Source organism: Rhodobacter capsulatus (genome assembly GCF_003254295.1).
Lineage (GTDB): Bacteria > Pseudomonadota > Alphaproteobacteria > Rhodobacterales > Rhodobacteraceae > Rhodobacter > Rhodobacter capsulatus.
The window spans coordinates 156,218-170,018 of record NZ_QKZO01000008.1; the positions used below are offsets into that span (position 1 = coordinate 156,218).

A 13,801-nucleotide genomic window follows, 5' to 3' on the forward strand; every position below is an offset into this window, starting at 1 on the left:
GGCTCAATCAAGCCCGGTGCAGACCAGCCGTCCGGGCGCTCCGGCGAAGAACAACGTATCGCGCTGCTGCCCGGTGCCGGTTTCGGTTTCAAGCCGCAACCCGGCGAGGGGCAGGCCCAGATAGCGGCCGCGCAGCGGCACGTCGATCTGTTGCCAGGCCCCGCTTTGACGGAGGCGCAGCGGCTGACCCGGCGGCGGATTTCCGGCAGGCCAGGGGATCGCGCCGATCGCCTCTGACGCGCTGGCCGCAGCCTGCCGCAGACTGCGGGTGAGGGCGCGATACTCCGGTCCGGGGCGGCAGGTCTCGATCCCGCGCAGCAGATCGTCGAGCACCGGCGCGGGCGCGGGCGGCTCCGCCGGACTGGGGGCGAAGCGCACAAGCGCCCCCTCGGCCGTGGCCAGAACCAGCTGGCCCCGCCGGTCGCGCGCCAAAAAGGCGGCCGGGCGATCCTGAAACCGCGGCGGACACTCCGGGTCGTTGCCGCGTTCCACCACCGCAAGGCCGACGCCGGGAAACAGCACCTCGTAGCGCTGATAGGCGCAGCGATCCTCGGCCGCGGCGGGGGGGGCGGGGCGGTGGCTGATGGCGCAATCGCCCGCAAAAAGCGTCTCGCCCCCGGCCGCGGTCAGGCTGCAGGCGCCCGTGTAATCGGTTGCACCGCCCGGCTCGGCCGCCAAAGCCGCCGCGGCAAAGCCGAACCAGACCAGCGCCGCCAGAGCGGGGCCAGTCCAGCCAAGGACGCCAGGGGAAGGGCGAAACCACGTCACTGCAGGATCCTGACCGGCCACATCGGGGGAACCATCGCGGGCGAAGGTGAAGACGGCGCTAAGACGGCGCCGAATTTCCGGCGCATTTGAGCTTTCGCCCGGGGCGTTTTGGCCCGATCCGGGTTTGCGGCGGTGCGCGCACGTCCCTTCGGGGCGCGCACCGCCGGGTGAAGGGGGGCGTGAGGGCACCCGCCCTTCGGCTGTCTTGATTGACGGAAAAATCAACTCTCGCTAGCGAGGCGCAGCGCGCAGGGCTGGGCCAAATGCGACGCTTCCGGATCAAAACGCGTCACCTGCGCGGCGCGAAGACCACGTTTCCGTGATCGGCCCCCGCGGCCGTGCCGGGGAACGCGCCGCGGCCCGGTCAGGCCCGCGCCGGTTCCAGCCACCCCGCCGCGACCTGACGGCGATGCGCGGTCAGCGCGTTGCGCATCAGCATCGCCACCGTCACCGGCCCGACGCCGCCCGGAACCGGGGTGATCCAGCCCGCCACCTCGCGCACCGCCTCGGTGTCGACATCGCCGAGGATCCGCACCTTGCCCGCCGCATCGGTCACCTGATTGATCCCGATGTCGATCACCGCCGCGCCGGGCTTGATCATCTCGGGGCCGATCAGATGCGCCTTGCCCACCGCCACGATCACCACATCGGCGCGGCGCGAATGCATCGCGACCGAGCGCGTCATGTGGTGACAGACCGTCACCGTCGCCCCCTCGGCCATCAGCAGGAAGGCGACGGGCTTGCCGACGATTTCCGAATGGCCGATCATCACCACTTCAAGCCCCGGCAAGGGCAGCCCGGTCGCCCGCACCATCTCCACCGCCGCCGCCGCGGTGCAGGGCGCCAGCGCAATGTCATTGTAAACGATATTGCCGATCGAGGCGGGGTTCATCCCCTCGACATCCTTCAAGGGATGGATCGCCGATTGCAGGGATCGCACATGGATATGCGCGGGCACCGGGCGTTGCAGGATGATCCCCAGCACCGAAGGGTCGTCGTTCAGCGCCGCGATCTTGCGCTTGCAGGCCTCCTGCGTCGCCGCGGCCTCCCAGACCACCTGCTCGAAGGGCAGACCGGCCGTCGCGGCGGCGCGGGCCTGATTGCGGACATAGACCTCGATCTCGGGCGAGGGGCCGATCGAGATCGACACCAGCCGCCCGACCGGATGGGTCTGCGCCGCCGCCTCCAGCTCGGCGCGGATCCCGGCCAGAAGGCGCTGCTGCACAGCCTTGCCGTCGATGATCCGGTGATCGCGTCTGTCGGCCATGGCGGGTCTCTCCTTGCTGCGCGGCTGGGCCGATCCTTGCACGGCGCCACCGCTGCCCGCGTTCCGGCGCCGACGCATCGGCGGGAAAAAGCGTCAGACCCCGGGGCCTTCGACGCGCAGGCTGGATCGGCCGCCGCCCTCCTTGCGCACGGCGATGCGGGTGGCGATGCGGGCCTGCATCGCCTCGACATGGCTGATCACGCCCACTTGCCGCCCCTGCGATTGCAGTGTCTCGAGCGCGTCGATCGCCAGATCAAGGCTGCCCGCATCCAGCGCGCCGAAACCTTCGTCAATGAAAAGCGTGCCTGCGAAAGTGCCCTTGCCGCCCATCTGCGAGAGCGCGAGCGCCAGCGCCAGCGAGACCAGAAACCGCTCGCCGCCCGAAAGGCTGCGGGTGGCGCGCGGGCTGTCGCCCATGTCGCGGTCCTCGACCTGCAGGCTCAGATCGGCGGCGCGGCGCAGCCGGTAGCGCGGGTTCAGATCGGCCAGATGGCGGTTGGCGTGATCGACCAGAACATCCAGCGTGATCGCCTGCGCGATGCGCGCAAACCGGTCGCCCGAGCGCGCGCCGATCGCCTTGTTCACCGCCTCCCAGACCTCCAGCTCCGCCCGCGCGGCCTCGGTTTCGGCCGCCAGATCGGCCAGCGCCGCCCGCGTCGCCGCATCGCGCGCAAGCTCGGCCGAGAGCCGCCCGATCTCTTGCGCGCGGCGTTCGGTCTCGGCCTCAAGCGTCGCAAGACGGGCGGCGAGCGCCTCGGGGTCTTCTGCGGGAAGTCCTTGTTCCTCAATCTCTTGCAGGTCGGTCTTGCGCGCCTCGAGGGCCGAGCGTGCCGCCGTCACCGCATCGTCAAGCCCGCGCAGCTCGGCGCGCAGGCTTTCGGCCGTGCCGGGCGGCAGGGCGATCAGCGCGGCCAGGTCCGTTCCGGTCATCCCGGCGGCCTCCAGCGCGGCGGCCAGCCGCGCCTCGGCCACGCCCTGCGCCTCGGCGGTCTCGCGCGTGGCGCGGGCGGTTTCCGCCGCGCGGGCCTCGGTGGCGGCAAGCTCTGCCTGCGCCGCGGCAAGGGCGGTTGCGGCTTGCTGTTGCGCCTGTTGCGCCGCCAGCCGACGGTCGTTGAAGTGGCTGCGATGCGCGGCGGTGGGCTGCCCGTCCAGAAGCGGCGCCCGTTCGGCGCGCAGGGCGGCCCATGCGGCGTTCCGGTTCCGCGCCGCCTGCGCAGCGGTCCCGGCCTGCGCCTGCGCCGTCTCGGCATCGCGTCGCGCCGCGGCCAGCTGCGGGGCGAGCGCGGTCAGCGCCTGTTGCGCCGCCTGCAGCGCCGCCCGCGCCGCGCCGACGGCAAGGACCGTGGCCGTCAGCCGTTCGGCCAGCCCCGGCGCGGCCGGGTCGTGCTCTCCCGCAAGGGCAAGCGCGGGGGCGAGCGCCAGTGCCAGCCGGTCGCGCCGGGCTGCGGCCTCGGTCCGGCGGGCCTCGGCCAGCGCGGCCGCCTGCGCGGTTTCGGCCTGCAGCAAGGCCAGCCGCTCGCGCGTGCCGCGATGCGCCAAAAGCGCCCGGCGCAGGCGCTCGCGGTCGCGCCCGGTCTCGGTCAGGCGGGTGCGCAGCGCCGAAATCTCCGCCTGCGCGGCGGCCTCGGCGGTTTGCAGCGCGCGAAGATGGAGCTGCGCCGCGGCAAGGGCGGTCGGGTCCGGGGTCTCGGGCAGCGCGGGGCAAAGCGGCCGGGCGGTGACGCGGGCCCGGGTCTCGGTCCAGGCGGCGCGGGCGGCTTCGGCGCGGCTGCGGGCGCGGTGGCGCTCCTCGGCCGCCTGTTTGGCCCGGGCCTCGGCGCGGGCGCGGGCGCCCTGCGCGGCGGTCAGCGCGTCCCGCGCCGCCAGCGCCGCGCCGCGGGCGGCGGATTGGTCGGCGCGCAGCCGGTCGGCCAGATGCGCCAGCCCCGCCTCGGCCGGGGTCGGATGCTCGAGCGCGCCGCAGACCGGGCAGGGGCTGCCCGGGGTCAGGCGCGCGCGCAGGCTGCGGGCGGCATCGGAAAGCGCCAGATCGGCCTGTTCGAGCGGCGCCGCAAGCGTGGCCATCTGCGTCTCGGCGCGTGCAAGTGCCTCTTTCGCCGCGCTTTCCTGCGCCTCCGCCACGGCGGCTTCGGTGGCGGCCGCGGTTGCCGCTGTCTGTCCCGCCGCACCCAAGGCTTCGGCTTCGGCGCCATCGCGCAGCGCCCGCGCCAGCTCGGCCAGATCGGTTTCGATCCGCGCCAGATCGGCGGTGCGGGCGGGGGGATGCGCGGCTTCAAGCGGCGCAAGCGCCTGTTGCAGCGCCGCGGCGGTTTGCGCCAGGGCGCTGTCGGCGGCCTGATCGCGGGCCTCGTCTGCGCAAGCGGTCTCTGCCTCGGTCGCCAGTGCCTGCGCCCGGTCGCGCGCCGCCTGCGCGGCCTGCGCCGCCGCGGTTGCCGCCGCGCTGGCCGCCTGATGATCGGCCAGATCGCGGCGCAGCTGCGGCCAGTCATCGGCCAGAGCCGCGACCCGGGAAAGCCCCGCCAGCGCCGTTTCGGCGCGGCGCTGATCCGCGCCCGCGCGCGCCTCGGCGGCGGCAAGATCGGCAAGCGCCCCTGCGGCGCTGGCCGCCGCCTGTTGCGCCGTCAGGGCTTGTGCCTGCGCCGCTTCCGCCTCGGTCGCGGCACTGCCGATCTGCGCGTCCAGCTCGGCGGCGCGGTCCCAGATCCGGCCAAGTGCCTTGAACTCCTCTTCCGTTTCGGCCACCGCCGCACGCGCCCGGTCGGCCGCATCGGCCTGTTGCGCCAAGGCCAAGGCCGTCGCGGCGCGGGCCGCCGTTGCCGCTTCGGCCGCCGTCCGCGCCAGGGCCAGACGGCTGCGGGCCTCGGTCGCCGCCTGCCAGGGCAGGCGCAGCGGTGCCGCCCGCTCCAGCCGCTCCAGCTGCGCCCGGGCCGGGCCCGCTTCGGCCTGCCGCGTCTCGGCCCCGGCCAGCGCGGCGGCGGCGGTCTGCAGCTGCGCCTGCGCTTCGGCATGGCGGCGGTGACGGGCCAGCGCCTCGGTCAGCCCCGCCCGCTCTGCCGCCGCCGCCTCCGTCGCCGCGGTCTTTGCCGCGATCTCCTCCGTCAGCGCCGCGCGGGCGGCGTCGTCGAGCAAGCGATGCTCGGCCGCGCGGGCCAGAAGCTGCGCATGGGCGGCCCGCGCGGCCTCGGTCCGCTCATAGACCCGGATCGAGACCGCCCGGTAAAGCCCGGTTCCGGTGACCTTTTCCAAAAGCGCCGCGCGCTCGCCGGTGTCGGCACGCAGGAAGGCGTCGAAATCCCCCTGCGCCAAGAGGACGGTGCGGCGGAATTCCTCGTAGGACAGGCCGGTCAGCGCCGCGACCTGTTCGCTGACCGCCTGGGTCTGCGCCGCCAGCACCTGCCCGTCCGCGGCCCGGGCCAGGCTGCGCGCCACCGATTGCAGCTTGCCCTCGACCCGGTCGCGGGCCCGCCGTGCCTGCCAGCGCGCGATATAGTCCGCGCCGTCGCGGCCGGTGAACCGCACCTCGGCCCAGCCCGTCGCCGCGCCGCGCCGCAAGATCGCGCGGCTGTCGGCGGCGCTGATCTCCTCGCCCGCGGCGTCGGGCACCTTGTCGCCGCGCGCCCCCGCCGAGAGCCGCGGCGCGTCGCCGTAAAGCGCCAGACACATCGCATCGAGGATCGAGGATTTGCCCGCCCCGGTTTCCCCGGTGATCGCGAACAGCCCGGCGCCCGCCAGCGGCGCGGTGGTGAAATCGATGCGGAAGGGTGCCGCGAGGCTGGCGATGTTCTGCCCGGAAATCGACAGGATGCGCATGGGTCAGACCTCGGAAAGCGCGTCGCGAAAGGCGCCAAGGTGGCGGGTCTCGGGATCGCAGCCGTGCAGATCGCGGAAGGCGGCGGCAAAAAGCGCCTCGGGCGTGGTCCGGCTCAGATCCTGCGGCGGCGGGGCTGTGGGCGCGGCGGTTTCGGGGCGGGTGATCGTCAGCCCGGCCAGCCGCAGCGGCAGGGGCTCGAGCGCGGCCTCGAGCGCCGCGGTGATCTCGGTCACCGGGCGGTCGGCGGCAAGGGCGAGGTAGAGGAAGGGGCCTTCGGCACGCGCTGGGGCACCCGGCGGCAGGGCCGCGAGCGCGGCGAGGATCTCGGGCAGGGGGGCGGTGCCGCGCGCGGGCAGGCGCAGCACCGGCACCGGGCGCGGCAGCGGGATATGGCGCGGCGCCGCCCCGGCGTCCAGATCGAGCAGCGTCACGCCATGGTCATAGCCGATCTCGCTGGCCGAAAGCGGAAAGGGCGAGCCGGAGTAGCGCACCCGCCCGCCGTCAAGCGATTGCGGCCTGTGCAGGTGACCCAGCGCGACATAGGCAAGCGCGGGCGGAAAGACATCGGGCGGCACGGCATGATCGCCGCCGATCAGGATGCGCCGCTCGGCCCCCGCGCTTTCCAGCCCGCCCGCACAGGTCAGATGCGCCATCGCGATCAGCGGCACCGCGCCCGCAAGCGCCTGCGCCCGCGCGACCGTCTCGGCCAGAAGCGCGCGCAGGGCGGCGGTGACGGCGCCCCCGGAGCCCGCCTCGGTGCCCGCTTCGGCGCCCAGACGCAGGCCCGGCAGATCGGCCTGACGCAGGAAGGGCAGCGCCAGAACCTGCGCGCGGACCTGCCCGGTGGCGTCGCGCAGCGCGATCAGATGGCGGCCAAGGTCCACCCCCTCGGGCCCGCGGCTCAGCGTGCCAAGGACATGCACGCCCAGTTCGCGCAGCACCGCCTCGGGCGCTTCCAGCCGCTGCGCCGGGTCGTGATTGCCCGATGTCAGCACGATCTGCAGCCGCGGATTGGCCCGCACATAGCCCGCAAGCGCGGCGTAAAGCAGCCGCTGCGCCTCGCCCGAGGGGTTGAGCCCGTCAAAGACATCCCCCGCCACCAGCAGCGCATCCACCTGTTCGCGCAGTAGGATTTCGCCCAGCTGCACGAGGAAGGCGCGGTGCTCGGCCTCGCGCGACCAGCCGTTCAGGGTCTGTCCGATATGCCAGTCGGCGGTGTGCAGGATACGCATGGGGGCTTTCGCGGCAGTATTCGGGGGCGGGGACGGGGGCGGGAAGGGGCCGGGCAGGCCGGACCGGCGCCAGATTAGACCGCGCCGCCGCCAAGGGCCACCCGAAACGATCCCGTGGCCGCGGGGCAAAAACGCGTCGCATCGTCTTGAAATGGTGTAAACAACCCCTTTATGAAACAGGAGTTCCCTGTCACGATCCGGGGCCCGTGCCTGCGGCAGCCTGCTTGGGCTGAGCGCCGGGGTCGGTTTCGGGGCGGGACCCTCCATGACCTCAAACCCTGAAAGGACAGCTGCGGGCGCATGATCGAAGAGAACCTGCTGCTGATCCTTGTGGCGCTGCCCTTCGCGGCGGCTTTGGCGACAAGCACGATGTCGCCGCGGGCGCATGACGCGGCGGCCTGGGTCTCGGGGCTGTTTCTGGCGGCGGGGGGCGTCGTGCTGGCGCTGCTGCACGGGCCGATCGGCGCGGGGCAGGTGGTGCGCGGCCAGATCGGCTGGGTGCCCGCGCCGGGACTGGATCTGAGCTTCCGGATGGACGGCTTCGTCTGGCTGTTCGTCTCGCTGATCTTCGGCATCGGCATCCTCGTGCTGATCTATGCGCGCTACTACCTGTCGAAAACCGATCCGGTGCCGCGGTTTTACGCCTTTCTGATGGCCTTCACCGGCGCCATGGTCGGCATGGTGCTGTCGGGCAACATCCTGATGCTGGTGGTGTTCTGGGAGCTGACCTCGATCCTGTCCTTCCTCTTGATCGGCTATTGGCATCAGGGCCAGGCGGCGCGCGAGGGCGCGCGGATGGCCCTGATCGTCACCGGGGCGGGGGGGCTGTGCCTGCTGCTGGCGATGGTCCTTTTGGGGCAGATCGTCGGCAGCCATGATCTGGACCGGGTTCTGGCGGCGGGCGATCTGGTGCGGGCGCATCCGCTTTACCCGCTGGTGCTGGGGCTGTTCCTGCTGGGTTGCTTCACCAAATCGGCGCAGATGCCGTTTCATTTCTGGCTGCCCGGCGCGATGGCGGCGCCGACGCCGGTCTCGGCCTTCCTGCATTCGGCGACGATGGTGAAGGCGGGGGTGTTCCTGCTCGTGCGGTTCTCGCCGGTGCTGGGGCAGACCGACCTGTGGTTCCATCTGGTCACCGGCACCGGCATGGCAACCCTTGTCCTGGGCGCGTTCTTTGCGATCTTTCGCCATGATCTCAAGGGGTTGCTGGCCTATTCGACGATCAGCCATCTGGGGCTGATCACCGCGCTTGCGGGCATCGGCAGCACCGGCGCCATCCTTGCCGCGATCTTTCACATCCTCAATCACGCCGTCTTCAAGGCCTCGCTCTTCATGGCGGCGGGCATCATCGACCACGAGACCGGCACCCGCGACATGCGCCGTCTGGGCGGGTTGCGCCATGCGATGCCGGTGACGGCCAGTCTGGCCATCGTCGCCTCGGCGGCGATGGCGGGGGTGCCGCTGCTCAACGGATTTTTGTCCAAGGAGATGTTCTTCGCCGCCGCGGCGGACTGGAACAACGGCAGCTGGCTGGACAATGCGCTGCCTTATTTGGCGGTGCTGGCCGGGGCCTTTTCCGTCGCCTATTCGCTGCGCTTCATCGCCACCGTCTTCTTTGGCCCGGTCGCGACCGATCTGCCGCGCGCCCCGCACGAGCCGCCCGCGCTGATGCGCCGCCCGGTCGAGGCGCTGGTGCTGATCTGCCTTGTCGTCGGCATCCTGCCCGGGCTGACGCTCGGTCCGGTGCTGCATCTGGCGGCGGTCTCGGTGCTGGGGCCGGATCTGCCCTATACCGACATCGCGCTTTGGCACGGGCTGACGCTGCCGCTCGCGATGAGCGGCGTCGCGCTGGTGGCGGGGCTCCTGCTTTACGCGGTCTTCGGGCGGCAGATCGCGCGCGGGCCCGAGGGGCCGCCGCTTTTGCACCGGCTGCGGGCGCAAAAACTCTTCGAGCGGGGGATGTTCCGGTTGACCTGGACCTTGCCGCGGCTGGGGCTGCGGCTTTTCGGGACGGAACGGCTGCAACCGCAGCTGCGGCTGATCGTGCTTCTGGCGCTGGCGGCGGCTGCAGTGCCGCTGTGGGGCGTGCTGGCGCCCGCGGCACATCCGCTTTCAGTGCCGCTCAACCCGGCCTTTGCGGCGATGTGGGGGGCGGGGGCGGCCTGCGCGCTGGGCGCGGCGGCGCTGGCGAAATACCACCGCTTCGCCGCCGTCATCCTGCTGGGCGGGGCGGGGGCGGTGACCTGCCTGACCTTCGCCTGGCTTTCCGCTCCCGATCTGGCGGTGACGCAGCTGCTGGTCGAGATCGTCACCACCGTCCTGTTGCTGCTGGGCCTGCGCTGGCTGCCAAAACGGCGCGAGGAAATCGCCGCCGACCGGCTTTTGCCCGCGCGGCTGCGCCGGGCGCGCGATTTCGTCATCGCGGGCACGGTCGGCCTCGGTCTGGCCGCCGTCGCCTATGTGATGATGACCTCGCCGCTGATCCCCAATGTCGGCGACTGGTTCCTGCGCAACGCCTATCACGAGGGCGGCGGCACCAATGTCGTCAACGTGATCCTGGTCGATTTCCGCGCCTTCGACACCTTCGGCGAAATCACCGTTCTGGCGATTGTCGGCATCACCGTTTTCGCGCTGCTGCGCCGCTTCCGCCCGGCGCCCGAAAGCACCACCCGCAGCGAGGAAGAGGCCGGGCTGCGCGATCCGACGCTGGCGCATGCGCTCTTGGTGCCCTCGGTGATCATGCGCTGGATGTTCCCGGTGCTGATCGTGCTGGCGGCGACCCTGTTCTTCCGCGGCCATGACCTGCCGGGCGGCGGCTTTTCCGCCGGGGTGACGGTGTCGATCGCGATTTTGCTGCAATATCTCGGCCATGATCTGCGCTGGGTCGAGGCGCGGCTGACCGTGCTGCCGATCCGCTGGATGGGGGTGGGGCTGTTGATCGCGGGGGGCACGGGGCTGGGTGCCTTCGTCTTCGGCCATCCCTTCCTGACTGCCCATGCGCGCTATGTCGATCTGCCGCTGATCGGGCAGGTTCCGGCGGCGACGGCGCTGATCTTCGATGCCGGGGTCTTTGCGCTGGTGCTGGGGGTGACCGTGCTGATGCTGATCGCGCTGGCGCACCAGTCGCTGCGCATCGCCCGCCTGCGCGAGCGCGACCGCCTTGCGCAAAAGGAACGGGAGGCCGCGTGATGGAAATCGTTCTCTCTGCCGCGATCGGAATTCTGGCCGCCTCGGGGGTCTGGCTGCTGCTGCGGCCGCGCACGTTTCAGGTGATCGTCGGGCTTTGCCTTTTGTCCTATGCGGTCAATCTGTTCATCTTCGCGATGGGGCGGCTGATGGTGGGGGTGCCGCCGATCATGCCGCGCGGCGGTTTCATCGACCCGACCGCCTATGCCGATCCGCTGCCGCAGGCGCTGGTCTTGACGGCGATCGTCATCGGCTTTGCCGCGACGGCGCTGTTCCTGGTCGTGCTGATCGCGGCGCGGGGGCTGACCGGCAATGACCATGTCGACGGCAAGGAGCCCGAGGCATGATCCCCGCGCCCGAACATCTGATCATCGCGCCGATCCTGATCCCGTTCTTCGCCGGGGCCTTGATGCTGATCTATGACGACCGGCAGCGGCGCGCGAAACTGGCGATCAGCCTCGTCTCGGCCCTGGCGACGCTGGTCTGCGCGCTCGAGCTTTTGTCGCGCGCCAAGGCGCAGGGGCCGGGCGGCGCCGAGCTGGGGCTTTACCGGCTGGGCGACTGGCTGGCGCCCTGGGGCATCGTTCTGGTGAACGACCGGCTTTCGGCGCTGATGCTGGTGCTGACCGGGCTGCTCGCTTTGCCCGCGCTGGTCTATGCGGCGGCGGGCTGGCACCGGCAGGGACCGCATTTCCACAGCCTGTTCCAGTTCTTGCTGATGGGGCTGAACGGCGCCTTCCTGACCGGCGATCTGTTCAACCTCTTCGTCTTTTTCGAGCTGCTTCTGGCCGCCTCCTACGGGCTGTTGCTGCATGGCGGCGGGCAGCTGCGGGTGCGGGCGGGGCTGCATTACATCGCCGTCAACCTGACCGGATCGGCGCTGTTCCTGATCGGGGTCAGCCTGGTCTATGGCGCCAGCGGCACGCTCAACATGGCGCAGCTGGCGGGGCTCGTGCCCGATCTGCCCGAGGGGCGGCGGGCGCTGTTTCACGCCGGGGCGGCGCTGATGGGGCTCGCCTTCCTGATCAAGGCCGGGATCTGGCCTTTGTCCTTCTGGCTTCCCACCGCCTATATGGCCGGCGCCGCGCCGGTGGCCGCGATGTTCGCGATCATGACCAAGGTCGGCCTTTACGTGATCTTGCGGCTCTCCTTTCTGCTTTTTGGCGCGGGGGCGGGGGCCTCGGCGGGGTTTGGCGCCCCGGTGCTGATCGCGGGCGGCATGGCGACGATCCTGTTCGGCGTCATCGGCATTCTGGCGGCGCAGGGGCTGGGCCGGATCGCCGCCCATCTGGTGCTGGTCTCCTCGGGCACGATCCTGACCGCGGCGGGCTTCGTGCTGGCGGGGGCAGACAGCGCGATCCTGGCGGCGGCGCTATTTTACCTGCTCAACTCGACGCTGGCCACCAGCGCGCTGTTCCTGCTGATCGAACCGATGAGCCGCGAGGAAGGCGGCATTGCCGGGCTTCTGGCGCTGACCGCCGATGCCTACGGCCTTGACGAGCGCGAGGAGGAGGCCGCGCCCGGGGCGGGGCTGGCGATCCCGGGCACGCTCTCGGTGCTGGGCCTGTCCTTTGGCGCCTGCGCGCTGGCGCTGGCGGGGCTGCCGCCGCTGGCGGGATTTCTGGGCAAGCTCGGGCTTTTGCAGGGGCTTCTGGCCGGGGCGCGCGCACCCGACGCGCTGCATTGGGTCTTTGCGGCGCTGCTTCTGGGCGCGGGGCTGGCGACGCTGATCGGTCTGGTGCGGGTCGGCGTGCAAAGCTTCTGGGCCGTCGATGCGCCGCCGCCGCGGGTGCTGGCGCTGGAAATCGCCCCGGTGATGGCACTGATCGGGCTTCTGGTGCTGCTCTCGCTCAAGGCCGCCCCGGCGCTTGGCTACATGCAGCAGACCGCCCGCGCGCTGGTGCCGCCGCCGCCTGTCGTCGCGCCCGCGACCGCAACGGAGGTTGCGCCATGACCCGGCTTTTCCCGCACCCGCTGCTGACGCTTGCCCTGACGCTGATGTGGCTCATGCTGACGCGCTTTTCGCTGGGCCATCTGCTTCTGGGCGCGGCGGTCGCCATTCTGGCCGGGCTTGCCTTTGCCCGGCTTGAACCGCAGCCGCCGCGGCTGCGCGCGATCTGGCCGCTGATCCGCCTGGCCGCGGTGGTCTCGGTCGACATCCTGCGCTCGAACTGGGCGGTGGCGCTGCGGATGCTGCACGACGGCGGCGCTCGGCCGCGCCGCTCGGGCTTCGTCGCGATCCCGCTGCGGCTGCGCGATCCGGTCGGGCTGGCGCTGCTCGCCCTTGTCGTCGCCGCCATCCCGGGCACCGTCTGGATCGACTACGACCCCGGAACCGGGGTGCTCCTGCTGCATGTCTTCGAGCTGCAGGACGCAGAGGCCCTGCGCGCCGAGATCTGCGCGCGATATGAAACCCGGCTGCTGGAGGCTTTCGGATGACCACCCTGCTCTGGTTTGCGCTGAGCTATGCCCAGATCGCCCTGGCGCTGGCGGCCTGTCTGGCGGCGCTGCGGATCCTGCTGGGTCCGCGCGCGCAGGATCGGGTGCTGGCGCTCGAGGCGCTTTATGTCGCAACGATGCTGCTGTTCATCGTGACCGGGATGCGGATGGGCACGCCCTTCCTGTTCGAGGCGGCACTGGTGATCGCGGTGGCGGGCTTTGTCAGCACCGTCTCGGCGGCGAAATTCCTGCTGCGCGGCGAGGTGATCGAATGAGCGCGCCCGAAACCATGCCCTGGTGGATCGCGCTGCCGGTCGCGGCCTTCCTGCTGCTCGGCTCGACGCTGACGCTTCTGGGGGCGCTGGGGCTGGTGCGGCTGAAAAGCTTTTACGACCGGCTGCATGCGCCCGCGCTTGGCACCAGCTGGGGGGCGGCGGCGATCCTGATCGCCTCGCTCCTGTCCTGGTCCTGGCTGCAGGACCGGGTCTTCATCCACGAGCTGGTGATCGGCATCTGCGTGATGGTGACGACGCCGGTGACGATGATGCTGCTTGGCCGCGCCGCGCTGCACCGCGACCGGCAGGACGCGCCGCCCCCCGCCCGCGAGACGGCGCAGGACTAGGGTCTTCTCGCCCCGGCGCCGGTCTGGGGGGCTTGTGTGCAGCTTGTGCGTGTTTTTCGGGCGGGTCTGCGCGCGGATGGGGCAGGTACGACAGATGTGTCGAAAAAGGGAAATGTCCGATCGTCGACCCCTTCTGGCAGACCGAGACCGGCGGGCATATGATCACGCCATCCGAGGATCTGCGCAAGGATCTGGTGAAATGGGGGCGCACCGAGATCGGCCCGATCGCGTCCCCGGATCTCATTCAATGGGCGCCGGGCCTGCCGAAGACGCGCTCGGGCAAGATCATGCGCCGCATCCTGCGCAAGATCGCCGAGAATGATTACGGCGCCTTGGGCGACATCTCGACGCTCGCCGATCCGGGCGTGACCGAAAGCGGGGGGCTCCGCCCCCCCCCGGATCTTTGCCCAAGCTGCAATGCCGCCCTTTCACCTTGGCGCAAATATCCCACGGGGGTGCGGGGGTGTGAAACCCCC

At 71.4% G+C, this 13,801-nt stretch carries 10 protein-coding genes and 1 pseudogene; 7 read left to right on the forward strand and 4 right to left on the reverse strand.

The window, feature by feature from the left end; translation table 11 throughout:
- Positions 1-3: 3 nt before the first annotated feature.
- From LY44_RS13050 to LY44_RS13065, 4 genes are all read right to left on the reverse strand, one after another.
- Positions 4-768, reverse strand: a complete 765-nt coding sequence (locus LY44_RS13050; protein ID WP_146707241.1) for a hypothetical protein — start codon at positions 766-768, stop codon at positions 4-6.
- A gap of 364 nt (positions 769-1,132) precedes the next feature.
- A complete protein-coding gene (locus LY44_RS13055) occupies positions 1,133-2,035 on the reverse strand; it encodes a bifunctional 5,10-methylenetetrahydrofolate dehydrogenase/5,10-methenyltetrahydrofolate cyclohydrolase (protein ID WP_055212885.1) in 903 nt (300 codons plus the stop codon).
- Between the two features lie 93 nt (positions 2,036-2,128).
- On the reverse strand, positions 2,129-5,845 hold the full coding sequence (locus LY44_RS13060; protein ID WP_111396028.1) for an AAA family ATPase: 3,717 nt from the start codon (positions 5,843-5,845) through the stop codon (positions 2,129-2,131).
- A gap of 3 nt (positions 5,846-5,848) precedes the next feature.
- Positions 5,849-7,078: an exonuclease SbcCD subunit D gene (locus LY44_RS13065; RefSeq protein ID WP_055211377.1), complete on the reverse strand. Its 1,230-nt coding sequence runs from the start codon at positions 7,076-7,078 to the stop codon at positions 5,849-5,851.
- Between the two features lie 300 nt (positions 7,079-7,378).
- Here LY44_RS13065 and LY44_RS13070 point away from each other — a divergent pair, with 300 nt between their 5' ends.
- The 7 genes and pseudogenes from LY44_RS13070 to LY44_RS13100 all read left to right on the forward strand — a co-directional run.
- Positions 7,379-10,267, forward strand: a complete 2,889-nt coding sequence (locus LY44_RS13070) for a monovalent cation/H+ antiporter subunit A (protein ID WP_055211375.1) — start codon at positions 7,379-7,381, stop codon at positions 10,265-10,267.
- On the forward strand, positions 10,267-10,611 hold the full coding sequence (locus tag LY44_RS13075) for a Na+/H+ antiporter subunit C (protein WP_013067840.1): 345 nt from the start codon (positions 10,267-10,269) through the stop codon (positions 10,609-10,611). Before LY44_RS13070 ends, LY44_RS13075 begins: the two co-directional genes overlap by 1 nt.
- Positions 10,608-12,218 (forward strand): monovalent cation/H+ antiporter subunit D, encoded by a 1,611-nt coding sequence (locus LY44_RS13080; protein WP_055211373.1) that lies wholly within the window; start codon positions 10,608-10,610, stop codon positions 12,216-12,218. The genes LY44_RS13075 and LY44_RS13080 overlap by 4 nt, the downstream gene beginning before the upstream one ends.
- A complete protein-coding gene (locus tag LY44_RS13085) occupies positions 12,215-12,703 on the forward strand; it encodes a Na+/H+ antiporter subunit E (protein WP_055211371.1) in 489 nt (162 codons plus the stop codon). Before LY44_RS13080 ends, LY44_RS13085 begins: the two co-directional genes overlap by 4 nt.
- Positions 12,700-12,978 carry a K+/H+ antiporter subunit F gene (locus LY44_RS13090; protein ID WP_055211369.1) on the forward strand — a complete coding sequence of 93 codons (279 nt, stop codon included), beginning with the start codon at positions 12,700-12,702 and terminating at the stop codon, positions 12,976-12,978. The genes LY44_RS13085 and LY44_RS13090 overlap by 4 nt, the downstream gene beginning before the upstream one ends.
- Positions 12,975-13,325 carry a monovalent cation/H(+) antiporter subunit G gene (gene mnhG / locus LY44_RS13095; RefSeq protein WP_055211367.1) on the forward strand — a complete coding sequence of 117 codons (351 nt, stop codon included), beginning with the start codon at positions 12,975-12,977 and terminating at the stop codon, positions 13,323-13,325. The genes LY44_RS13090 and mnhG overlap by 4 nt, the downstream gene beginning before the upstream one ends.
- Before the next feature lie 161 nt (positions 13,326-13,486).
- Positions 13,487-13,699 (forward strand): annotated as a pseudogene (locus LY44_RS13100) (AMP-binding enzyme); the annotation flags it as partial.
- Positions 13,700-13,801 lie beyond the last annotated feature (102 nt).